23 protein-coding genes and 1 pseudogene are annotated in these 22,163 nt (G+C 56.7%); 10 read left to right on the forward strand and 14 right to left on the reverse strand.

The genetic code is table 11. The annotated features are described in order from the left end of the window. Positions 1 to 100: 100 nt before the first annotated feature. From AUC61_RS19380 to AUC61_RS19405, 6 genes are all read right to left on the reverse strand, one after another. Positions 101 to 988 (reverse strand): polyprenyl synthetase family protein, encoded by an 888-nt coding sequence (locus tag AUC61_RS19380; protein ID WP_243247783.1) that lies wholly within the window; start codon positions 986 to 988, stop codon positions 101 to 103. Continuing rightward, a complete protein-coding gene (locus tag AUC61_RS19385) occupies positions 985 to 1,227 on the reverse strand; it encodes an exodeoxyribonuclease VII small subunit (RefSeq protein ID WP_020289635.1) in 243 nt (80 codons plus the stop codon). Before AUC61_RS19385 ends, AUC61_RS19380 begins: the two co-directional genes overlap by 4 nt. Positions 1,228 to 1,333: 106 nt before the next feature. Then, positions 1,334 to 1,801, reverse strand: coding sequence for a DoxX family protein (locus tag AUC61_RS19390; protein ID WP_243247880.1), 468 nt, complete (start codon positions 1,799 to 1,801; stop codon positions 1,334 to 1,336). A 22-nt stretch (positions 1,802 to 1,823) separates the two neighbouring features. Next, positions 1,824 to 2,582, reverse strand: coding sequence for an HvfC/BufC N-terminal domain-containing protein (locus AUC61_RS19395; protein ID WP_243247784.1), 759 nt, complete (start codon positions 2,580 to 2,582; stop codon positions 1,824 to 1,826). Further along, positions 2,579 to 3,421: an MNIO family bufferin maturase gene (bufB, locus tag AUC61_RS19400; protein ID WP_243247785.1), complete on the reverse strand. Its 843-nt coding sequence runs from the start codon at positions 3,419 to 3,421 to the stop codon at positions 2,579 to 2,581. Before bufB ends, AUC61_RS19395 begins: the two co-directional genes overlap by 4 nt. Before the next feature lie 26 nt (positions 3,422 to 3,447). Beyond that, complete coding sequence (locus tag AUC61_RS19405; RefSeq protein WP_243247787.1) at positions 3,448 to 3,723, reverse strand: BufA1 family periplasmic bufferin-type metallophore; 276 nt, start codon at positions 3,721 to 3,723, stop codon at positions 3,448 to 3,450. Positions 3,724 to 3,999: 276 nt separating this feature from the next. On the opposite strand from AUC61_RS19405, the gene AUC61_RS19410 reads away from it, so the two are divergent. Next, on the forward strand, positions 4,000 to 4,572 hold the full coding sequence (locus AUC61_RS19410) for a sigma-70 family RNA polymerase sigma factor (RefSeq protein ID WP_243247788.1): 573 nt from the start codon (positions 4,000 to 4,002) through the stop codon (positions 4,570 to 4,572). Further along, complete coding sequence (locus tag AUC61_RS19415; protein WP_243247789.1) at positions 4,569 to 5,210, forward strand: DUF1109 domain-containing protein; 642 nt, start codon at positions 4,569 to 4,571, stop codon at positions 5,208 to 5,210. Before AUC61_RS19410 ends, AUC61_RS19415 begins: the two co-directional genes overlap by 4 nt. Positions 5,211 to 5,239: 29 nt before the next feature. Here AUC61_RS19415 and AUC61_RS19420 read toward each other — a convergent pair whose 3' ends face one another. Continuing rightward, positions 5,240 to 6,562 carry a UDP-glucose dehydrogenase family protein gene (locus AUC61_RS19420; RefSeq protein WP_243247791.1) on the reverse strand — a complete coding sequence of 441 codons (1,323 nt, stop codon included), beginning with the start codon at positions 6,560 to 6,562 and terminating at the stop codon, positions 5,240 to 5,242. 371 nt (positions 6,563 to 6,933) lie between these two features. Between AUC61_RS19420 and AUC61_RS26700 the strand changes: the two are divergent. After that, positions 6,934 to 7,920 (forward strand): annotated as a pseudogene (locus AUC61_RS26700) (methyl-accepting chemotaxis protein); the annotation flags it as partial. 198 nt (positions 7,921 to 8,118) lie between these two features. Next, on the forward strand, positions 8,119 to 8,823 hold the full coding sequence (locus AUC61_RS26705; RefSeq protein ID WP_422765529.1) for a methyl-accepting chemotaxis protein: 705 nt from the start codon (positions 8,119 to 8,121) through the stop codon (positions 8,821 to 8,823). Positions 8,824 to 8,826: 3 nt separating this feature from the next. Here AUC61_RS26705 and AUC61_RS19430 read toward each other — a convergent pair whose 3' ends face one another. The 3 genes from AUC61_RS19430 to AUC61_RS19440 all read right to left on the reverse strand — a co-directional run bounded on the left by AUC61_RS19430 (position 8,827) and on the right by AUC61_RS19440 (position 13,481). After that, on the reverse strand, positions 8,827 to 9,132 hold the full coding sequence (locus tag AUC61_RS19430) for a DUF3649 domain-containing protein (RefSeq protein ID WP_243247795.1): 306 nt from the start codon (positions 9,130 to 9,132) through the stop codon (positions 8,827 to 8,829). A 154-nt stretch (positions 9,133 to 9,286) separates the two neighbouring features. Continuing rightward, positions 9,287 to 10,870 (reverse strand): PepSY-associated TM helix domain-containing protein, encoded by a 1,584-nt coding sequence (locus tag AUC61_RS19435; RefSeq protein WP_243247796.1) that lies wholly within the window; start codon positions 10,868 to 10,870, stop codon positions 9,287 to 9,289. A 160-nt stretch (positions 10,871 to 11,030) separates the two neighbouring features. Then, positions 11,031 to 13,481 carry a TonB-dependent siderophore receptor gene (locus AUC61_RS19440; RefSeq protein ID WP_243247797.1) on the reverse strand — a complete coding sequence of 817 codons (2,451 nt, stop codon included), beginning with the start codon at positions 13,479 to 13,481 and terminating at the stop codon, positions 11,031 to 11,033. Positions 13,482 to 13,698: 217 nt separating this feature from the next. Between AUC61_RS19440 and AUC61_RS19445 the strand changes: the two genes are divergently transcribed. From AUC61_RS19445 to AUC61_RS19455, 3 genes are all read left to right on the forward strand, one after another. After that, positions 13,699 to 14,220 (forward strand): sigma-70 family RNA polymerase sigma factor, encoded by a 522-nt coding sequence (locus AUC61_RS19445; RefSeq protein WP_243247798.1) that lies wholly within the window; start codon positions 13,699 to 13,701, stop codon positions 14,218 to 14,220. Between the two features lie 48 nt (positions 14,221 to 14,268). Beyond that, positions 14,269 to 15,240, forward strand: coding sequence for a FecR family protein (locus AUC61_RS19450; RefSeq protein ID WP_243247799.1), 972 nt, complete (start codon positions 14,269 to 14,271; stop codon positions 15,238 to 15,240). A 386-nt stretch (positions 15,241 to 15,626) separates the two neighbouring features. Further along, entirely contained in the window at positions 15,627 to 16,520 is an 894-nt protein-coding gene (locus AUC61_RS19455) for a helix-turn-helix domain-containing protein (protein ID WP_243247800.1), read from the forward strand. 149 nt (positions 16,521 to 16,669) lie between these two features. Here the strand turns inward: AUC61_RS19455 and AUC61_RS19460 are convergent, their stop codons facing one another. Beyond that, a complete protein-coding gene (locus AUC61_RS19460) occupies positions 16,670 to 17,890 on the reverse strand; it encodes an MFS transporter (protein ID WP_243247881.1) in 1,221 nt (406 codons plus the stop codon). 152 nt (positions 17,891 to 18,042) lie between these two features. Here AUC61_RS19460 and AUC61_RS19465 point away from each other — a divergent pair, with 152 nt between their 5' ends. The 3 genes from AUC61_RS19465 (at position 18,043) to AUC61_RS19475 (ending at position 19,278) form a co-directional block, all read left to right on the forward strand. Further along, the gene (locus AUC61_RS19465; protein ID WP_243247882.1) at positions 18,043 to 18,498 is read left to right on the forward strand and encodes a winged helix-turn-helix transcriptional regulator; all 456 of its coding nucleotides are present in this window, start codon (positions 18,043 to 18,045) and stop codon (positions 18,496 to 18,498) included. A gap of 122 nt (positions 18,499 to 18,620) precedes the next feature. Continuing rightward, entirely contained in the window at positions 18,621 to 18,905 is a 285-nt protein-coding gene (locus AUC61_RS19470; protein ID WP_243247801.1) for a hypothetical protein, read from the forward strand. 151 nt (positions 18,906 to 19,056) lie between these two features. Next, positions 19,057 to 19,278, forward strand: coding sequence for a hypothetical protein (locus AUC61_RS19475; RefSeq protein ID WP_243247802.1), 222 nt, complete (start codon positions 19,057 to 19,059; stop codon positions 19,276 to 19,278). Positions 19,279 to 19,597: 319 nt separating this feature from the next. Here the strand turns inward: AUC61_RS19475 and AUC61_RS19480 are convergent, their stop codons facing one another. The 3 genes from AUC61_RS19480 to AUC61_RS19490 all read right to left on the reverse strand — a co-directional run bounded on the left by AUC61_RS19480 (position 19,598) and on the right by AUC61_RS19490 (position 22,161). Then, entirely contained in the window at positions 19,598 to 20,323 is a 726-nt protein-coding gene (locus tag AUC61_RS19480) for a LexA family transcriptional regulator (RefSeq protein ID WP_243247803.1), read from the reverse strand. Between the two features lie 373 nt (positions 20,324 to 20,696). Then, complete coding sequence (gene ppa, locus AUC61_RS19485) at positions 20,697 to 21,224, reverse strand: inorganic diphosphatase (RefSeq protein WP_003317259.1); 528 nt, start codon at positions 21,222 to 21,224, stop codon at positions 20,697 to 20,699. Between the two features lie 124 nt (positions 21,225 to 21,348). Beyond that, a complete protein-coding gene (locus tag AUC61_RS19490; protein WP_243247804.1) occupies positions 21,349 to 22,161 on the reverse strand; it encodes a M90 family metallopeptidase in 813 nt (270 codons plus the stop codon). Between the last annotated feature and the right edge of the window lie 2 nt (positions 22,162 to 22,163).

Below are 22,163 nucleotides of genomic sequence, written 5' to 3' on the forward strand. Positions count from 1 at the left end.
TGAAGTGCAGCCGCTGATGCGCAGGCAAACCTGTCAAACACAAGTATCTGACCCGGCCGATCAAGGCCGGTTCGAGATATTTTCAGTCCCGTATTCAGGTTCAGTTGCGTCGTTCAACGATGTAACGGGCCAGTTCGCGCAACGGATCAGCCGACGCGTCGAATGGTCGCAGGGCGTCGATGGCCTGATCTCGTAGTTGCAAGGCATATAGCCGGGCGGGCTCCAGCCCCAGCAGCGCCGGGTAAGTCGGCTTGTCGCGGGCGATGTCTGCACCCTGGCGTTTGCCGAGAGTTTCGGTATCGCTCTCAACGTCGAGAATGTCGTCCTGCACCTGGAAAGCCAGACCGATGGCACGGGCATAGACTTGCAGCGCATCAAGCCGGGCCTGATCGGCATTGCCGCTGGCCAGGGCACCGAGCTTTACGCTGGCTTCGATCAGGGCGCCGGTCTTGTGCCGGTGCATGAACTCCAGCGCCGCCTGATCCAGTTTCAAACCTACCGAACCCAGGTCTATTGCCTGACCACCGACCATACCGGCAGGCCCTGCGGCCAATGCCAGGGTACTCACCATTTGCAGTCGTGTATCTGCGTCCTGCGAGGTCAGCCGTGGGTCGAGCAGGGCAGTAAAAGCCAGGCTCTGCAGACCGTCACCGGCAAGAATCGCGCAGGCCTCATCGAATGCCTTGTGGGTGGTTGGCTGCCCGCGACGCAGATCGTCATCGTCCATGGCGGGCAGGTCGTCGTGAACCAGCGAGTAAGCGTGGATCAGTTCAACCGCGCAAGCTGCGCCGTTAGCATCTTCAGCATTGCCGCCCATCGATTCGCAAGCGGCGTAGGCCAGCAATGGGCGTACACGTTTGCCGCCGTTCATCACGCTGTAGCGCATGGCGGCATAAAGGCGAGTCAACTCTGGAGCGGGTGCTGCAAACAGACCTTCCAGCGCCGCATTGACGCGGGTCTGACTCAGTGCCTGATAGGTCGCGATCATTCAGGTTGTTCCGCGTCGAATGGCTCTTCGGCCAGTTCACCGTCGCGCTCAAGCAGCACCTGAACCTTCTGCTCGGCCTGCGCCAAGGCACCCTGACAATCGCGGGTCAGGCGAATACCTTGCTCGAAGGCGGTCAGCGAGTCTTCCAGCGACAGCTCGCCGTTCTCCAGACGCTCTACCAGCGTTTGCAGATCAGCGAGGGATTGTTCGAAATCCAGTGCAGCTTTCTTGCGGGCCATGGGTGCTATTCCGGTAGAGGTTAAACCGGCGCGACACTAGCAGAGCTAGGGCCGCGGAGCAAATTGGCGGGGGGAAGAAGTGACTCTATTCCTGCCTTGAAATAGCTTATTTAATGGCCATTTTGTGATCCAGCGATATTCGTCCTGCGCCGCGACCTATAACGATCAGCAGCAGGCCAACCCATGCAAGATGCGTCGCCCAGGCATCGGGGTAAACGAATACCTGAATCACCAGTGTCATGATCAGTAGTGCCAGCGCCGATAGGCGGGTGAACAGGCCAATGATCAACAGCAATGGGAATAAATGCTCTGCGTAAGTGGCTATATGAGCCGCGAGGATCGGTGAAATCAACGGCAGGTCGTATTCCATGCGAAACAGTTCATAGGTATTCGGGTTGATAGAGATAAACCCCTCAACCTTGGTGCGTCCAGACATCAGAAATATTGCCGCAATTGAAACGCGGGCAACCAGCGAGAGCAGGCTGTCGCTTATATGTTGCTGCAAGCTTTCGGCCAGATGATTCCAGTGAGCGCGCATATGTTGCGAGGGGGTGACCGGTTTGGTTTTTGGCATGTCCATAATGTTTCCAGAATTATTATTGGTTAGATTCAGCTGCCGCGAAGGTATTGGCAGTTATCAGGTGAACAAGCAGGATGTTCAGATCGAGGTCAGGTTCTTTATCAAGTGCGAGTTCAGCCGCGCGTCCCAAGGGGAGTCGTGCGGCACAACCGTCAAGAAAGGCGCAGCCGCCGACACTGAGTGGGCGCCATATGACCTGCCCGGCATTTCTGGTCAAAAGTGCGCCCTCGCCTTGCCAGTCCAGGCTTGTTGGTACTTCCGACTGAGCCCGGTTTACATCCCAGAGCGTGTAAGCGGGATGACTCGCACACCAAATCCAGCGCGCTGACTGTTTGGGCTTAAGGCGCGTACTCAATAGCGTTTGCTCATTCAGGTTCCCGAAAGTCCCGATATCAAAGCCTGGCTCTTCGGTCGCGCTATGCACCGCAATCCACAGCAGATCCAGCCGAGCGACATCGCCCAGGTAAGGCAGTGTGTTGGCCTGTTCGAATGTGTCGAGAAAATCCGGAAATTCAGCACCGTAAAAAAGTAGCCGGGGGTCTGAAGGCGGGGATTGCTTCGCATACCGAATGGCTGCCGCTTGAAACCACTGATGTCCTACCAGCCGTTCAATGGTTGGGAAATTGGCCATTAACGCATCAACTGCTGCTTTTATGACCGTATTGCGGTAGACCCCGAAACCGGTTTGTTTGCTGATGTTGGGCAACGGTCCTTGCCCGTTTCCATACAGTTGGCTGATGAACTGATCCTGAAACTCGCTCAATGAAAGGCTCATGGGCTAAGTTCCGGTTCGTTGTGCAGTATCGATTGTGCGACATTGCGCTCAGCGAGCAGACAGTCGAATGCAGGTAGTTGGTCATCGCGTTCGATCAGCGTCGGTCGAGGCCCTGCGTGGGTTATCAGATGACGGTAAAGCGACCAGACACTCTTTGAAATCGGTGAGTCATGGCTATCGATCAGTAGCGAGGAAGCCCCTGCATCCTGGGTATGACCGGCCAGATGTATTTCTGTTATGGCGTGGACAGGGAACTGATCGATGTAGTGTTTGGCATCGAAGCCCAGATTATGGGCACTGATATGAACGTTATTGACGTCCAGCAGCAAGCCGCAGCCGGTTCGGCTGGCAAGCTCTTTCAGAAAGTCGACTTCACTCCAGTCATGACCTTCAAGCTTCAAGTAGTGGGTCGGGTTTTCAACCGATATCTTGCGCCGGAGTGCATCTTGCGTTCTGTGAATATTGTCGATGATGCGGGTGAGCGCAGCGTTGCTGCGAGGAAAGGGAAGCAGGTCAGGGTAGTACCGCCCTCGCCATGTCGACCAGGCAAGATGCTCTGAAATGAGAGCAGGCTGCAGGCGATCAGCAAGAGCCTTCAGGCGCAGCAGGTGTTCCCTGTTCGGCGGACAGTCAGCCGCCAGCGACAAGGAAACACCATGCAGCGACAGCGGGTGCTGATCACCAATGGCCTCCAGCCATTCAAGACGCGGACCGCCGCTGATCATGTAGTTTTCCGGATGGACTTCGAACCAGAGCCCGTGACTCCTGCTCTCGAGAGCCTCTGCAAAATGCTCCGCTTTAAGGCCGAGCCCTGCGCCCATCACTGGATTTTTGTTCATGACCGGCAACTCTCCGTAATGACGCCTTACATTGCTTTAAGGGTGCCCATGCCCTTTGGGGTCGTGATCGATGTACATGTCCCGGCCGGAACGTATTTCCAGGCATCAGCCTGATAGTCGGTTTTGGACGTGCCTGCGCAAGAGGTGCCTGCACCCGCCTTGCAATCATTTTTGCCTGCCAGCGAAATGCCGTAGCAACGTTCTTTGGCTCCCTCTTTTGCGGTTTGGGGTTCTGCTGCCATGGCACTGGCGGCGAAAGACGAAAGGGCAATTGCCAGTGCGGCGGTTTTTATGTTGTTCATATTGTGTTCTCCGATAATTATTGTTGAGGGACTCGCCAGCGCCGAAGGGCGCTGAGCTGCGGTCCAAGAGGTAATTCGCTCGTTTCGGGAATCGGGTTACAGATACGCATAAATATTTTTGGAAATTCTTTGCCGGATGCTGGCGGTGGATGGATTCGGCAGACTCGCTGCGTTGAATGGACTATCGATACTCAGCACGACACAGGGAGCGCCAGGGACGTCGGGCTCCCCAAGTGGCTGGGAAATATTTTTGTATCCCTGTAACCAAGGTGTGGAATGGATCGAAATACACACAGCGAGTTATTGAGCCGTAGAGAGAGGGATTTACAGGCGCTGTTTCTTCGCGGACTGGAGGGTGACGAGTCGGCTTATCGTAATTTCCTCGCTGAGCTCAGCACGCATTTGCGCGGTTTTTTGCGCGGGAAACTTAAGGGTCAACCTGAGGAAATCGAGGATCTTTTGCAGGAAGTTTTATTGGCGGTGCACAACAGCCGACAAACCTATCGCCAGGAGCAGCCGTTGACCGCGTGGGTTTTTGCGATTGCCCGTTATAAGCTCAGTGATCGGTTCCGCGCCCGATCACGCAGAGAGGTGTTCCACGAGTCACTGGAGGACGCGGGCGAGCTTCTGGCTGAGCCGCATCTTGAGCCTGCTCAGGCAAGTCGCGATCTTGAAAAGCTTTTGAAGGAGCTTCCGGATCGCCAGCGTCTGCCAATACAGCTTGTAAAGCTCGAAGGCCTGTCAGTGATCCAGACCGCTCAGATGACGGGTTTGTCAGAGTCAGCAGTAAAAATTGGTGTGCATCGAGGGCTAAAACGTTTGGCTGCATTGATCAGAGGTAAGCGATGAAAACTGATGAGCTGATTTCCATGCTGGCCAGCGGGGTGCAGCCTATCGATCCCCGACTGCCTGCAAAGCGATTTGTGTCAGCGGTGCTGCTTGGCCTTTTTATGGCGCTGCTGTGTGTCGTGCTTTTCTTCGGTGTCAGGGCTGATATCGCTCAGGCCGTCTCAACCCTGACGTTCTGGGCGAAAGCATTTATGCCGCTGTGCGTAATGCTGGGGGCTATGCTCATGCTCAACCGGCTGGCTCGGCCGGGTATGAGCAGTGGCGCTGGTGGTGCGTGGATTATTGTCATGTTGGTCGTCGTGTGGACCGCCGCCTTTGGCGTGATGGCCACCGCGGAGCCTGGTAACCGCTCCATGCTTGTTTTCGGGACTAGCTGGCGCACCTGTGCGATTGGCATCGCCTCGCTTTCAATTCCCGGGTTCATCGTTGCATTTTGGGCATTGCGGAGTTTTGCCCCGACCCGCTTGAGGATGGCAGGCGCCTGTTGCGGTTTGCTGGCCGGCGCTTTGGGATGTCTGGCTTACTGCCTGCACTGTCCTGAAGTGGAAATACCTTTCTGGGCGGTTTGGTATGTCCTTGGAATGTCGCTGCCCACCGTTCTGGGCGCTCTTGCTGGCCCCTTTTTGTTGCGTTGGTAACCACCACAACTCTCGGTGACTAACCTGTCTCACACCCGGCCAATGCTCGAATAGCTCAGCCCGGCATCCGCCAAGGCCTTGGGCTCATACAGGTTGCGGCCATCAATCACGACAGCACATTTGAGTTGTTGCCTGAGCCAAGTGAAGTCGACGCTACGAAAAGCTTTCCACTCAGTGCAGATCACCAGTGCGTCAGCGCCCTTGACCGCCTGAATGCGATCACCGACCAGGACCAGGTCGTCACGCTCGCCGTATATTCGCCGACATTCCTGCATTGCCTCCGGGTCGTAGGCCTGCACCCTGGCGCCAGCGTTCCAAAGCGACTCCATGAGATCCCGGCTGGGCGCTGCGCGCATGTCATCGGTATTGGGTTTGAACGCAAGCCCCCACACAGCGATGGTTTTGTCTGCCAGTTGCCCCTCCAAAGCCTGCTCAAGCTTTCGGAACAGGGCTGTTTTCTGCCGTTGATTGACCTCTTCGACAGCCCTGAGTAGTTGTGGGGTATAGCCGACATCCTGAGCGGTGCGGCTCAGCGCCTGAATATCTTTGGGGAAACAGGAGCCGCCGTAGCCGCAACCGGGATAGATAAAGTCATAGCCGATGCGTGGATCGCTGCCGATGCCGTGGCGAACCTGTTCGATATCCACGTCCAGACGCTCAGCCAGATTGGCCATTTCATTCATGAAACTGATCTTCGTCGCCAGCATGGCGTTGGCGGCGTACTTGGTGAGTTCGGCGGCCCGCAGACTCATGAACATCAGCTTGTCGTGATTACGGTTATACGGTGCATAGCACTCGCGCATGACGCTCCTGACGCGTTCGGAGTCGGTGCCGATAATGATTCGGGCGCCTCGCGTGAAGTCGTCGATGGCAGCGCCTTCCTTGAGAAATTCAGGGTTTGAGCAAACATCGAATGGCAGTTGCAGATCCCGCATTTCCAGCGCTTTGCGGATGGAGGCGGCGACTTTTTCCCCGGTGCCGACTGGAACGGTCGATTTACCGACCACCATTTTGTAGCCCTGCATGTGCTGACCGATGCTTTGCGCGACGGCGAGTACATGTTGCAAGTCAGCGCTGCCATCCTCATCGGACGGTGTGCCGACTGCGATGAACAGCAGATCGGCAAAATTCACCGCCTGCGCCGCATCGGTTGAGAACAGCAGACGTTTTGCATGGACATTGCTGCGAATGAGCATGTCCAGGCCAGGTTCATGGATGGGCGTTTCGCCTGCATCCAGTTGCTCTATACGGCGCGGATCAATATCCATGCACATGACGTCATGACCGACATCGGCAAGGCAGGCGCTGGCCACCAGGCCGACATAGCCTGATCCGAAAACGCTGATCTTCATGAGTGATAACCCTTGGGACGTATTTTCGGAGATCGGGGCAGGCATCTGCAGCGGTTCCGGCCACGCGATGCCATTTCACTGACGAGATGAGGATATTTACTGAGTGTTACAGCTAGTGCAGCGCCGAAATCGGGCCTGTTTGTTGGCAATTTAGAGGCAGGTGAGGGCTCTGGGTCGGCGGTTTGAGTGGGGTGTGAAATCAGGACTGCGCCTCAAAAAAAATCAACAAACAGTCAAGTTATCGGGTTGGCGGGCCGATACGCCCTGTGCACAGGCTGCTCTCAATAAAAATAACCACAGCGTGCAATGGGGGAACACAGGCATATCACGGAGATTTTATGAATAGCAGCTTGGCCAATATCAGCGTCACCATGAAGTTAGCCCTGGGGTTCGGGGTTGTGCTTTTATTCACGGCGCTGCTGTCGCTCCTGGGATGGACCAGCCTGGATAAGCTGATCTTCCGGACCGAGAAAATTGGCGATATCAGTGAACTCACTGATCGCCTGACCGTATTACGTGTCGCGCGTTTGCAATACATGATCGCAAACGGTGATGACGCTGCCGCACAAAAAGTGCAGGCCTCCCTGGATGACTTCAAGAAGCAACAGCAGTTTCTGCTGTCGACCTTGACCAATCCCCTCAACACCAAAGCACTCACGCAGCTTGCCGACATCATCAAAAACTACGAGATGTCGCTGAGCCAGATGCGCAGTGGTTATCAGACCAGCACCAAAGCCCGGGCCGACATGGGTGTACAAGCGACCCAAGGCGCCCAGTTGATTGCCACTATCAATGACGAAGTGCTTAAACAGGACCCGACCAGCCCTGAGCGCTCAGACCAGTTGCAACTGCTGGCCGATGCCAAAATGGACTTTCAACTGGTCCGTTATGAGGTGCGCGGTTACACCGGCAACTCCAACGAAAAGACTGAGCAGGCGGCGTTCAGCCAGCTGGATACAGCCATCAAAAACGTGGATAAGCTCAAGGCCGCTTTCAACGCTACCCGCAGCAGCGAAGTCGCTCAACTGGAGGCGTCCCTGCGTAATTATCTGACCTTGGTTCAGGCTTATAAAACTGCGAACGACGCCATCGTGACGGCGCGCAAGGACATGACCGCCCAAGGTTACGAAATCGTAAATCTGGGTGATGAACTCGCCAAAATCCAGCTGCAACTTGCCGCCGAAGACACCACTACAGCCCGCAGCCTGCAGATCGGTGGCACTGTTTTGGCCCTTCTGTTAGGTATTTTTGCCGCCTTTATCATCACCCGGCAGATCACCCGTCCGCTGCAGCAAACCCTCGACGTTGTCGATCGTATTGCCTCTGGCGATTTGACCCACACCATTACCGTTACTCGTCGCGATGAACTGGGCGTACTGCAACAAGGTATCCAGCGCATGGGCGCCACGTTGCGTGATCTGATCAGCGGGATTCGCGATGGTGTGACGCAGATCGCCAGCGCTGCCGAGGAGTTATCTGCCGTCACCGAGCAAACCAGCGCCGGGGTTAATAATCAAAAAATCGAGACTGATCAGGTCGCGACGGCCATGCAGGAAATGTCCGCCACCGTGCACGAAGTCGCCCGCAATGCCGAGCAAGCTTCGATGGCTGCCGCCAATGCCGACACGCAAGCGAGGGAGGGTGACAAGGTAGTGGGCGAGGCGATTACGCAGATCGAAAAACTGGCGGGTGAAGTGCTGCGCTCAAGCGACGCCATGACGCTGCTGGAGCAGGAAAGTGACAAGATCGGCAAAGTCATGGACGTTATCAAGGCTGTGGCTGAACAGACCAACCTGCTGGCGCTGAACGCTGCCATCGAAGCGGCCCGGGCCGGTGAAGCAGGCCGTGGTTTCGCAGTCGTAGCAGACGAAGTCCGGGGTCTGGCCCAGCGTACTCAGCAATCCACCGAGGAGATCGAAAGCCTGATTGCCGGCCTGCAAAACGGTACCCGTCAGGTCTCGCAAATCATGCTGGGTAGCCGCTCCCTAACCGATAGCAGCGTTGCGCTGACTCGCAAGGCGGGCACCTCGCTGGAAAGCATCACTCAGACGGTGTCCAGTATCCAGGCGATGAACCAGCAAATTGCCGCTGCTGCTGAGCAACAAAGCTCGGTTGCCGATGAAATCAGCCGCAGCATCGTCAATGTGCGCGACGTGTGCGAGCAGACTGCGGAAGCCAGCGAAGAGACCGCTGCGTCGAGTGTCGAGCTTGCCCGATTGGGCGGGCAGTTGCAGACGATGGTCGGGCATTTCAAGGTTTAACGCTTACGCGGTAATCGTCAGCCCGACGATTACCGCGCCCGTCAGCAACGCCGCCAACCCAAGGCCGAACCACACTCGCCAGACGCTGGCGGCGCTGAATACCCAGATGACGACAGCGGTGTAAAACACAAAACTCAACAGCGTCGTGCTCTGCACGACGCTTGCGGGATCGCTGCCCGAGAGGCGCGGCAACAACAGCGCAAGCATCGCCATCACCAATGCAGACAAAACATAACCGCCCACCGTGGCGGCCAGCACCCGGCTGAAAATCATCCATCGGTAGAGGTGTGTGTTGGTGGTTTTTTTCATTGCACATCACCTGTAGATGCCACAAATAATTTGCGATTGGAATGCGCATTTTATGTGGGAGCTGAGCTTGCTCGCGATAAGGCTGGACACGGTTCACTTTAGAGTCGCAGTGTCCTTATCGCGAGCAAGCTCAGCTCCCACAATAAACGGCGTTTCAAATCGAGCTGCGGGTTGTCTGGTTAGCCATTCGATGCTTCAACAAAGCAATCACCAGCATGACTCCAACCCCCAGCGCTACGGCCTCGACGCTCCCGCGTTGCCAATCTCCGGTACTGAGGTAGCCGCCAATATGCTGGCCGGTTGTATAAAAGTTGAGCAGTGGCAGGCACAGGCACAGTACAGCGGCGGCAGCAAACTGCTCAGCCCAGGCTCGGGCTGTGGGCCTGATCAATGCATGAATCAACGTGGCCAGCCAGATCAGCAGGAAACTGCGAATCTCCCAAGTAGCGCGGTCTGGCACGTCCACGGGTATAAATCGGTTGGCGTAGAAATAACCGATGCAAGCCACGCCAATGCCCGCAATGCTCGCCACATTAAACGCCTCGATGCAGCGATAGATTCTGGCCGTCGCGGCACCAAATTCCTTTTGGCTCTTGTTACGGCGCTTGATGGTAAACAGCAGCGTGCCGGTAGCCATCATCGCCATGCCCAGCAAACCGCTAACGAAATACAGCCACTTGATGCCCCATCCGCCGAATTCAGCGAAGTGCAGCGAGCGCAAGACTCCATAGATCCGGTCACCTGGCGACACCGTTTCCGATATCGGCTTTTGGACTTGTAGCGTCTCGCCTGTCACGCCGTTGAACAGCACACTGGCTTGGGGGGTAAACAGCGTTTGTGAAGGATGGGCTATCTCGTGGCGGCCCATTACCCGGACGGTTGCGTTAGGCAGCTCCGGGTTCTGCACCAGCAACATGCGTGGGCTCTGACCGGTCAGCGCTTGCGCCTGTCGCAACAAAGAAGGCCAGTCATTCGGGGTTATCGAAGTGTTGCTGCCCGGACTGGCCAATGTCACTGGCCCCGACAATTGCGATTGAAACTGACTGTAGGCATTCGGGCTCGCACCATAGGCCGCCTGCAGTGGCCAGGGCATGTAACTGGTATAGAAAATCGCCAGCCCGGTGTAGGCGATCATGAGCAGAAAGGGCAGGGTGATGATCGCGGTGGCGTTGTGCGCGTCCAGCCAGGAGCGCAAACCCTTTTGAGGCCGAAAGGTGAAGAAGTCCTGGAAGACTCTTCGGTGGATAACAACGCCCGATACGAGGGCGACCAGCATGCCTACGGTCAGCCAGCCCACCAGCCAGAAACCCAATACCGGTAAATGCAGCATGTAGTGGAACGACATGAAGTGCCGACCGCCCTCGGTTTTTCGCACTCCGCCGCCGGGCAGTACCTTCCCCGTCTCGGTCGACAGCGAAACCTGCTGGAGAGTGGAGCCATCACGCCAGGCCAGTTGCAGGGCTTGCCCTGGGTACTGGGGGAACTCGACCCGCCAGAATCGGGCGCCTCTAGCGTGCTCAAGCAGGTAACTTTCGGCGGAGCGTGCCATCGCTGTATCGTCGCTGGCGGCGGCACTTTGATCGACTGCAACCAGTGGCTCAGCTTCCATCCAGCGCGTGATGGGTTCCCGGAAAACGCTCAACGTACCGGTCAGAAAAATCGCGCACAGCAGCCAGCCACAGGCCAGCCCGCACCACGTGTGCAGCCATGACATGGATTGGCGGAATTTACCTTTCACGATCTGGTTCGCTGATTTAAAGCAAATTCTGTAGGAGTGAGCTTGCTCGCGATAGCGTCCTGTCTGGCCGTGATTTGCCAACTGAAAGAACGTATCGCGAGCAAGCTCACTCCTACAGGGGAAGTGTTCGCAGCTCGGTTGTGCTTTGTCCGGGCTTTAATCAGAAGTCGCCACGTAGCGTGAGCATGTAGCTGCGCGGATCACCGAACAGGTTCGAGCGGTCCGTGGCGACTGCTGTGGTGTAGTAGCGGCGGTCAAACAGGTTTTCGGCGTTCAGCGAAACCTTCCAGTGCTCGTCCAGCTTCCAACTGGCGCGGGCATCCCAGATGGCATAGCCCTGGCTACCGTAATCCAGCCCGGTAGTTGAGGCCGCTTTGTAGTAGGACTGAGCCGAAACACCCCCGCCAATGGTCAAGCGGTTCCAGGCACCAGGCAGGTTGTAGCTGGTTTGCAGGCGCAACATGTGCTTGGGTGTTTCGTAGGCAACTTCAACAGCTTCACTGTCGTTGCGCAGCAGGTTGAAGGTATAACCGCCAAAGACCTGCCAGCCTGGGAGCACTTCACCGCTGGCTTCTATGTCGATGCCTTTACTGCGTTTGGTGACGCCGTTTGCGTAGCAAACGCCGTCCAGGTCTGTGCTCGTGCAATTAAAGTTTGTGGTCGCAACGGCTACATTTTCCTGCTTGATGTAGAACAGAGCCATGGACAAATTCAGACGTTTATCGAAAAGCTCGCCTTTGATGCCCGTCTCATAGTTGTCGCCTGTCGAGGGTGACAATGGTGAGCCGCTGGCATCAATGTAGTTGCCTTGCGCGTTGAAGATCTCCGCATAGCTGGCGTACCACGACCAGTTGTCGTTGATGTCGTAGATCAGGCCCGTATAAGGAGTCACCTCACGGGTAACTTTGGATTCGTAAGAGAGGGCGGCACCTTCATCGACGTCGTAGGTGTAGTCATACCAACTGGCGCGACCGCCGAGTACCAGACTCAGTTGTTCCGTCAGGCGCAGCCGCGAGTTGGCATAAACACCCGAGCGCTCTTCGGTCATGTCGATATCGGTTGCCCATGCCGGCCTTGCTGGTTTGGCGAACGCGTGATGGTTCACATCGAAAATATCCAGTGCCGCTGCCCGGTTCACGGTTGCCTGCTTGGTATTGGCCTGCTGCCGGGACCACGTGGCGCCGACTGTCACTTCATGAGTCAGGCCAAAAGCGTCGAAGTTACCGTTTACATGGCTGTCCAGCCCGGTACTGGCGACTTCATCGCGGCGGAACAATACCCTGCGAAAAGTCGAACCCGCGTTGGTGACTGGACTGATCGTGCCTTGCGCATAAGCAATCTGCTGATCAAACCCGCCCTCGGAATACGTCATCGAGGTGGTGCTGCTCCAGCGATCATTGAAGCGGTGTTCAACTTCGGCAAACACCTCGCTCATGTCGCTCTCGTGCCGGTTCCAGTCTTGCACCAGCGATGTCGAGCGGGAGATATCCAGCGAGTTACCGTTGCTGTAACGCGGCAGGCCGTAAATCGAATAGCCGTTGATGACGTTTTCCTGATGACGCAGGCTCAGGGTCAGCGTGGTGTCATCATTCACGTCGGCTTCGACAATCCCGTACATCAAGGGCGTGCGGGTGTTGCGTTCGTCGATGTAAGAACCGTTGTCTTCGTAAGCGGTGACCATGCGGCCGCGCACGCTGCCGGCATCATTGAGTTTGCCGCTAGCGTCCAGATCCATCCGGTAGCGATCCCAGGAGCCTGCGCTGGCCTGCACCGTCAGCTTGTTCTCCGCTGTTGGGCGCTTGCGCACCAGATTGACTGCTCCGCCAGGCTCGCCTGCACCCACTAGCAGGCCGGAAGCGCCGCGCAATACTTCGACGCGATCGTAAATGGCGGTATCAGGTTTCATCCAGCCGGTGATCTGGTAGCCCTGACCTGGCACGCCATCAATCAGAAAGCTTTCAGCCAGCAGCGAGAAGCCACGCGACGTGTAAACGTGCCCCCCGAAGTTACGGTACTGAAAGGTAATACCGGGTGTCTGTTCCAACACCTTATCGAGGCTGGTGAGTTTCTTGTCGTCCATTAACTGACGCGTCACGACGCTCACCGTCTGCGGTGTTTCGCGCAGGCTCAGGTTCAGCTTCGACGCGGTGCTACTGCCACCGGTGGTGTAAGAACCAGTCCCGTCAGTGGTAGTCCCTAGCTGGCCCACGGCGTTGACATTGGTGGCGCCCAATACCATCGCGGAATCACCGGAAACCGGCAGTTTCTCCAGCACCACTGTGCGATCGTCCAGCAAGCGCCAGGTGAAGCCGCTGCCCTTCAGCAGCCGGTCCATGGCCTGGCCCAATGTGTATTTGCCTTGTAGCGCCGGTGTACGCAGCGCGCCTACATCGCTGGAGTTGAAGATAAGACGGACGTTGGCCTGATCAGCCAGTTGGGTGAGTGCCTGATCCAGCGATTGCTCCGGTAACTTCAGGTCAATGCTGGTCGAGGTGTCAGCGGCCAGCGCTGAAAGTGGCATCAATGGCAGGCTGCCAGCCATGGTTAACATCAGCGTCAGGGTCAATGTGCGTCCATTGACCGGAGCAAATAACTTGGAAGGTGCCTGCATTTAAATCGTCCGTCTTGAATGTAGGTGGTGACACGACATGAGAATTATTCGCGCCCACCCCAACGACGAATCATCTCCCCCAACCTTGCCGTCGATTGTTGAAATATTTTTCATCAGCGTGATGTGGCTTGATCAAAAGCACGTTGGCGAGGAGATAGTGATGATAACTGTTCTCAGTTGAGATAGGATGCACGCCTCACCCGTCGGGGCAGTCCGAATGTCCGTTTCACCCAACTCAAATCACTTGCTGACAGTCTTTCAGGAGCATTACGCCGACCTGTTGGCCTTTCTCGCACGTCGTTTGGGCAATGTGGAAAAGGCGGCAGATGTGGCTCAGGACACCTATCTACGCTTGGCCGGGTTGTCCGACACAGCTCAGATTATGGAGCCGCGAGCTTTTGTCTTTCGGGTGGCGGGCAACCTGGCAATCGACCGTCTGCGTCAGGAGCAACGGCGCTCGGCATTGCAGGATGACGACGCGCTCGACGAGGATTTCTGCGACCCGATGGCATCGCCGGAGCGCTCGTTTCTGGCGGCTGAAGCGATCGAACAACTCGATAAGGCATTACATCTTTTGCCTAGCAATGCTCGGCTCGCGCTGCTGCTCAATCGCCTTGAAGGATTGACTCACGCGCAAATCGCCACGCGGTTGGGGGTGTCGGAAAGCTCAGTGGGCAAATACATCGTGCAGGCCATGCGTCACTGTCGGGATTGGCTACGTCAGTCGGAGTGCATTTAGAATGAGCGCGATGCACTCTCTACTGGCGGCTTCTTCGAGCCCATCACCATGACCGAGCCTATGACCCACGCAATGCCCAACGTTGAGCTGGAAGATCAGGCCATTGAACAATGGGTGCGGCTGACCTCGGGCAGCGCCAGCGAAGCGGAGCACGCCGCGTTCGCCCGCTGGCGTCAGCAAAGCCCCGCGCATGAAGCTGCAGCCAGGCTTGCCGAACAGATGTGGCAGGCCATCCCGAATACCCGGACCGCTGAAGTCTTCGTCCCCCCGGCCACGCCCCAGCGCCGCCCTTTACGCTGGGCCGCACTGGCTGCCGGGTTGGGCGCGCTGGCGCTGACCAGTTTTACAGAGCCTGTGCAGGTCTATTTCGCCGACCACACCACGGCGGTCGGCGAGCGCAAAATGCTCACCCTCGAAGACGGTAGCCAGGTCTGGATGAACAGCGCCACAGCGTTGTCTGTGCATTACTCGGCCAACCGTCGCGATATCAGCCTGCTTAAAGGCGAGGCGTTGTTTCAAGTCAGCAAAGATGCCAACCGGCCGTTTGTCGTTCAGGCGTCTGGCGGTAGTGTGCAGGCTGTTGGCACGCGATTCGATGTAGACCGCCAGGGCCAGCGAGTTCGCGTCGGCGTCACCGAAGGCGAAGTCAAAGTCTCTTCAGGCGGCGAAGCCGTACCGCTGAAAGTCGCCCAGCAACTCGAATTTGAAAACGGCTCAGCGCCTTCAACTACCAGCCCGCTGGACGTCACCACCGCCTCGGCCTGGCAACGCGGCAAGCTCATTTTCAACCGCCGCCCCTTGGCCGAAGTCTTCGCCGACCTCGAACGCTACATGCCTGGCTCACTGGTTGTCGCTGGCAACCTGCCTGACACCGCCGTCAGCGGCGTATTCAACCTCGACGACGTACCCGGCATGCTCAATGTTCTTTCCCAAACCCAGCCAGTACGGATCTATCAACTGCCGTGGCTGACGGTAGTGATGAATGGCGAGGCGGTGAAACAGGGTAAGGCAGGGATTTAGTCAGTAAAGCCACTTCGATGTTACTTACACCATGCTGTCGCGCTGAAACAGGGTCCTTTGTGGGAGCAGGGCTTGCCCGCGATGCAGACACCCCATTGTTTCAGGCGGACCCTGTCATCGTTCATCGCGAGCAAGCTCTGCTCCCACAGGGGAATCGCATTCCATTCAGTGATTGGTCGGCTGCTTGGCATGCCAGCACGGCCTGTCGCTTCGCCTTGTAAGAATCTTCCGTCAGCCATTTACGTAATCCACTACAACCCTCATAGCTCCTCACCACGAACGCATTCGCTGACTCCAGATAGTTTTCTCCTCCGATAGATGCTGACGTACCGGTCACCTGCTGGCTCAGCATCTGCTTCTTGAAGCACTAACGGCTGGAGAGAGTCATGCAATACATACAAAAATTACGCGCCGCGCTGGGCATGCCGATGGCGGATTTTGCCAAGGCATTGCGTGTGTCCGAGCAACTCATCGGGCAGTGGGACAGCGGCGAAGCAGAGCCTGGTATTCCGGTCTTGAGGGACATCGCCACGCTTCTGGGCAGCAATGTCGATGACATCATGGATTTCGCCACTAATGGCCGAAGAATGACCTCCAACCATTGGGTTCCAGGTGAAGATGCCATCTTTGACGGCTTCTGGGGGCACTTAGGCTTAATGCTTCCTGGCGAGACGAATTGCCGGTGGTACCCCATCACGTTCGCGCAATATTCTCAGGCCTCTGATGTACTGAGCGTCGAGCACGCAGAGCCGCAATGGCTGGTGGTCAGCACCCTGAACAACCGAAAGCTTCTGATCAACCCGGCTCTGATCCATCGCATCCGTCTGCTCGACGAAGCAGCAGATCGCCCGCATGACGATGCCTGGCAACTGGGCTGGGACAGTGAAGAAGGCATGACTCCGGAACTCTACCGGGCACTGGACGAATACTTCACAGACGAATTTGCGTTCGATACCAACAACTCAGCTGTTGCCCAGCAGGGTGTCCATATGCTGGTAGGCAAATACAACCTGGACAGTGCGGCCGTCATGGACTTGATCAGCCATACCCACGTCCATCTCGCAGGTGGCTCAACCACGAGCGTGCGCGCCGCCAACGCCGACATCTACAACCTGACGCTGGATGCGTACGCAGGCATGCCGCTGGGCATCAGCTTGAGCACCAGGGATTCGGAAGAAGAAAACCACTTTTCACCGCTGCAAGTAGCTTTGGTGGATATCCCGCTGCTTCAGTATCAGGCAGCAGAGATTGAGGCTTCGGCGGAGATGGAGGGCGTCTGATAACGCTGACATAGGACCGGCTAAAGCGGGTCTTACGGTTTGCGTAGATCCTGTGGGAGCGAGGCTTGCCCGCGATGAATGATAACGCGGAATATCCGTCTGTTTGCGTCGTCTTGGTCGCGGGCAAATCAATCTCCCCTCTAAAGCGGCTAATCACGAACGCCCGCAGCTCTCGTCCACACCCAAAATCCCAGCGCCAAAACACTTATCGAAGCACCTAGCAAACACACCGCCACCCAGCCCCAAAGTGCATAAATCTGGGTGGCCGCAACTGCCCCCAGGGCACTGCCAATTGAATAGAAAAACATGTAAGCGCCAACCAAACGACTTTGCGCATCGGGCCTCGCCGCAAATATAAGACTCTGATTAGTGACATGCACCGCCTGGACCGCGAAATCCAGAACGATCACTCCGACGATCAGCGCGAGCAACGATGTTTCTGCGAACGCGATCGGCACCCAGGACAGCACCAGCAGCGTCAGCGCAATCCCCGTAATTCGCTGCCCCAAACCTCGATCAGCCCAGCGACCAGCCCTTGATGCCGCCAATGCGCCTGCTATCCCCGCGAGGCCGAACAGACCAATCTGTGTATGCGAAAGACTCAACGGCGGCGCACTCAGCGGCAACACCATCGCCGTCCACAACACGCTGAACGCAGCAAAGATCAGCAGTGCAAAAACACCCCTGACGCGCAGCACAGGCTCGGTGACGAAAAGTTTGAACGTCGACAACAGAAGCGCCAGATACGAGCTTTCCACACGCGGCAAGCTTTTCGCCGGGATCGTTCTCCACAGCACAACGGCCACGGTCAACATCAACCCCGCCGAAACAAAATAAACCACCCGCCATCCGGCAATATCAGCGATAACCCCTGAGGTAAAACGCGCAAGCAAAATGCCCAACACAATCCCGCTCGTTACCGTGCCAACCGCCTGCCCACGCCGTGACGGCGTTGACAGCGCAGCGACATAAGCCACCACCACTTGAACAACCACCGCCATCAGGCCGACCGAAATCATTGCTCCCAGTAAATCCGACCATTGCTGGGCAGCCCCGACCACCACCAGCGAAACAGCCGACAGCAGCACTTGAGTCAGGATCAAAGTCTTGCGATTGAGCAGATCACCCAGCGGCACGATGAAAATCAAACCCACGCCGTAGCCAATCTGAGTGGCGGTGACCACGATACCGATCATGCCCGGCTCTACACCGAGACTCTGAGCCATGGAATCGAGCAACGGCTGAGCGAAATAGACATTTGCAACGGCCAGTGCGCAGGTGATCGACAACAACAGCGTCAGTACTGGAGATAGCTCGGGAGTACTCTCCGGCCATGTTTCGCAAGATTCGAGCTCGGTTGCTGCATTGATATTGGAGGCCACGGATCCATCCTTGATGCTGATTCCGGTTTCAATTGAAAACCACTTCGTTGATTTCTACCAAGCCCGGTTTTAATCTGCAACCAGTTTTCGCAGCGTTGCTGCTGGCGAAACTTCTTCTGATGGCTGATCGGGTACCCAAAATGACGAATCATTCACCTGTCGAAGGCGGCGAATGCCCTGTGGCAAGAACCCTTGAAGCCATCGGTGATCGCTGGTCGCTGCTCATCATCCGCGACGCCTTCGACAACGTACGACGGTTCGGCGAGTTTCAGAAAAACCTCGGCATGGCCAAAAACATCCTGGCCGCACGCCTGAAAACCCTCGTCGAACTGCAAATCCTCGAAATCCATCCGGCGTCAGATGGCAGCGCCTATAAGGAATACGTCCTTACTGAGCGCGGCCGTGCGGTCTTTCCCATCGTCGTGTCGATGCGCCAGTGGGGAGAACAGCACCTGTTTCAGACGGGCGAAGTGCATTCGGTGCTGCTGGATAAGGCGCGTGAGCAGCCGGTGGTGATGTTGGAGGTTCGGTCTGCGGAAGGGAGACTGCTTGGGCCGGAGGATTGTTATCGTGGGCGGGTGGTTAAGGGGGCGTAAAAGCGGGAGACTGTTTGTTACTTAACACACCATAAACCAGGCAAGTGCATGCTATAGCGTGTGGTCATCAAGACGTCGGTAATGAAAAATGGCTCGCAATTACGCAAGGACTCGAGCCATTTATGAACTGCAATGAATCCGCTTCACCTACTGAAAACCTCACCAAACTCCAAGTCGTCAGCGCGATGTGCGCCTATCTAATGACAAGCTGGGAAGACCTCCCCGATGAAAACAAAGGCCCCCTGGGTTTTGATTTTGTCGTCGGCAGCGAAGCAGAGGAAGCCGCGATGAATCAATTGGCCCGGCTGTTCATGGAATATGCAGATTTGTCGTTTCGGCGGGCGTTGGTTGCCAGGCGCAGAAGGTTCGGTCTGGATGCTTATTCAGACTCCGCATTTGCTGGTTGATTGGTTGTTATCCAGGCCGTTTGAAAAGTCTCAATCCACACATAGCCAAAGGCTTACACGCGATAGAGAAAAACAGCCATTTGCAGACCTGCCCGACAGGCATAATCTTGGATCCAACCACTGACGAGCAGGAAGCCCGTCAGGATCAAGGATGATCGACCATGAAAGGATACTGCCGACAGGGAGTTGGAATGGTACTGGACAAAAAACCCGCTTCGGCGGGTTTTTTATTGGGTGGTGGAAAGTGGGTGGGCAGGTGTATTCCCGTCGAGACAACCTGCATGACTTTTCTGCAGGCACTAAAAAGCCGGCTTGTGGCCGGCTTCTCAAGGACGAGCTTGGTTTGTTTTTGGCAAACCGTGCTCGCCTTTAACAGGTGCGCTCAGCGAGTGGCGCTAATTTGGATGGTGACGCTGACCAGGTTTCAGTCTGGGCGTAACCGTCGGCGTCAAGGCGTTGTGTGCTTCGGGCCGGGATGGCGCAGAGGATACTGATGTTCGCGGCGCTTGCCCAGTCTTGAAACACTTTGTTGGAAGATCTGTCGTTAAGGCCGCTGGAGAAATGAAAGTCCATCTGACGCGCCACGATTCTCTGTAGGAGCTGCCGAAGGCTGCGAAAGCGTTTTCATGACCGACCGATTCGCAGCCTTCGGCAGCTCCTACAGACAGGTGTCCACCCTGCGATGGATCGGCTCACCGAAACGGTATCGCATGCCGTCTTGTATTCAGCGTCGACCACCAGAACACCCATCCCAGCACGCGGATGCCTTGTTGCTCGATCTGTTCTGCCGTGAACAGTTCGTCGGGGTATTCGGCGCTGTTGTGGCTGCGCAGGCGCAGGCCGCTGCCGGGTAGGCGGTAGAGGTATTTCACGCGCAACATGCCGCCGTGTTCCAGGGCGTACATTTCGCCATCAATGACGCGGGTCAGGCCGCGGTCGATGCCGAGCAGAGAGCCGTCCTGGATCTTGTCGGCCATGCTGTTGCCGACCATGGCGATGCAAATGGCGCTCTCGATGTTGATGTTCATGCTCTGCAGCACATGCAGCGGCAGGCGGATTTTCTTGCCGGGTGCTTCGGTGATGAGGGTGTCGCCAGCGTCCGATTCGGTTTCCTTGTAAACCGGAACTTCCACATCGCTGCGTAGCGAGCTGCGGCTAGAGTGAGGGCGCGCGTCGGAGTCGCCGCCGTTGTTTTCATTGGCAGAGTCGCAGGGGTGCTTGGGACCGTCGCCCGTGCGCAGCCAACGCGCGTTGACGGTTAATAGTTCAGCCACTTCATCGAGCCGGGCCATGGGAATGCCACGCTTGAACCAGTTATTCACATGCTGAGGCGTGACCTTCCGGTTGGCGGCGAAGTCCGTGGCTGAGAGGTGGCACTCCCGCAGGAGGGCGCGTAGTCGATCACCTGATGTATTCATGGCAATGAGTTTACGGCGCTCGTTAGCGGGTTTAAATAAACGAGGTGTTCAAATGAGCGCTGCGTCTGATTGTCGTATGAGCCCCGGGATTACAGGGTTTTTCGGGCGGTGTAGGTTAATTCTGTCATCAGTTGGCGATAGGTAAACACTGCAGGTTTTGCTCGTTACCGAATGGCAGGGGGAAGGCGTTTGTTTATCGGGTTTAACGGCGGGAGTTGTTTGTTTGGCGAGTGTTTAACGAAAACCCGATTGTTTGCGCAGAAAAGTTAATCGGCGTGATTGTCAGGTGAGGAGATTCAAAAAAGAGGGGGCCTTGCGGGGAGAGTTAACGGAGCATCTGTTGCAGATGCTCCGTTGACGATGCAGCGATCGATCAGCCTTTGTAGGCGGCAACCGATTTGGTGATCTCGGCACGGGCGGCGTCTGCGTTGCCCCAACCTTCGATTTTCACCCATTTGCCTTTTTCGAGATCTTTGTAGTTCTCGAAGAAGTGCTTGATCTGCTCCAGCAGCAGCGGAGGCAGGTCAGTGTATTCCTTCACATCGACGTACAGCTGGGACAGCTTGTCGTGTGGGACTGCGATGACTTTGGCATCGCCGCCGCCGTCGTCGGTCATGTGCAGGATGCCGACTGGACGGGCGCGGATAACCGAGCCTGGAGTAACCGGGTAAGGGGTTACAACCAGCACGTCGAGGGGGTCACCGTCGTCAGCCAGGGTGTTAGGGATGAAACCGTAGTTGGCCGGGTAGAACATCGGCGTCGCCATGAAGCGGTCAACGAACAGGCAATCGGAATCTTTGTCGATTTCGTATTTGATCGGCGCGTGGTTGGCCGGAATTTCGATCGCGACGTAGATGTCGTTCGGCAGGTCTTTACCGGCCGGAATCTTGCTGTAGCTCATTGGGCATTGCCCCCCTTGATTGACCAGACGGCTTTGGCTGGTTAAGCCAAAAAGTGGGCCGGATTATAGGCATATTCTGTTGGTGTTGCCACGCGTGGCCATCGGCCTGGCGAGCCTGCAGGCGTTAGTCCTGATTCTGGTAGGAAGGTTCATCACGCTGCAGGGTTTGCAGGCGGCTGAGCGGGTCCTGACGATAGAAGGCTCTGAGCTGCTGATACACCGCCGGGTAGGTCTCGGCCAATAGATCCGGTGCGCAGAAGAAGTACTCGCTGGTCACGGCAAAAAACTCGGCGGGATCTTCGGCAGCGTACGGATCGATGACGGTTTCAACGTCTGGATGCGCATCGAGTTGGTGGTTCATGTCGTCATAGGCGTGCTGCATGACGCTGGCCCACTGGCTGACCTGCATGTCGCCATGCAGCGGCGGCAGGCCGTTGGCGTCGCCGTTGAGCATGTCGAGCTTGTGCGCCAGTTCGTGGATTACCAGGTTGTATGGCTCCCAGTTGCCGCTGGACAGCACGCCGGGCAGCGCGAGGATGACCGGGCCTTGCTGCCAGGCTTCGCCACTGTGCTCGCCGTCCCATTCGTGTTCGATACCGCTGGGATCGCGGTGGCGCTGCGGGCTGACGAAGTCGTCGGGATAAATCACCAGCTCGTGAAAACCCTGATACCAGTTCAGATCGCCAAGGTTGAGCAATGGCAGTTGCGCCTGAGCGGCGAGATGCAGGCGTTGTTCGTCACTAAGCTCAACGCCCGGCAGGCAGGTGATGTGCTTGTCCTGCAGAAACAGCACGCTGTTTTCCAACAGTAAAGCGCTTTGCTCGGCGCTCAGGCCATCAAGAATCGGCAAGCCCAGTCGCACCCGTTGCCAGAGCTCCGGGCCGACCGGGTTTCTTGCCAGCCTGCGTTGCCGACGCCATTGGTTGAAAGACCACATGC

The organism is Pseudomonas maioricensis (genome assembly GCF_022790535.1).
GTDB classification, from domain to species: Bacteria; Pseudomonadota; Gammaproteobacteria; order Pseudomonadales; family Pseudomonadaceae; genus Aquipseudomonas; species Aquipseudomonas maioricensis.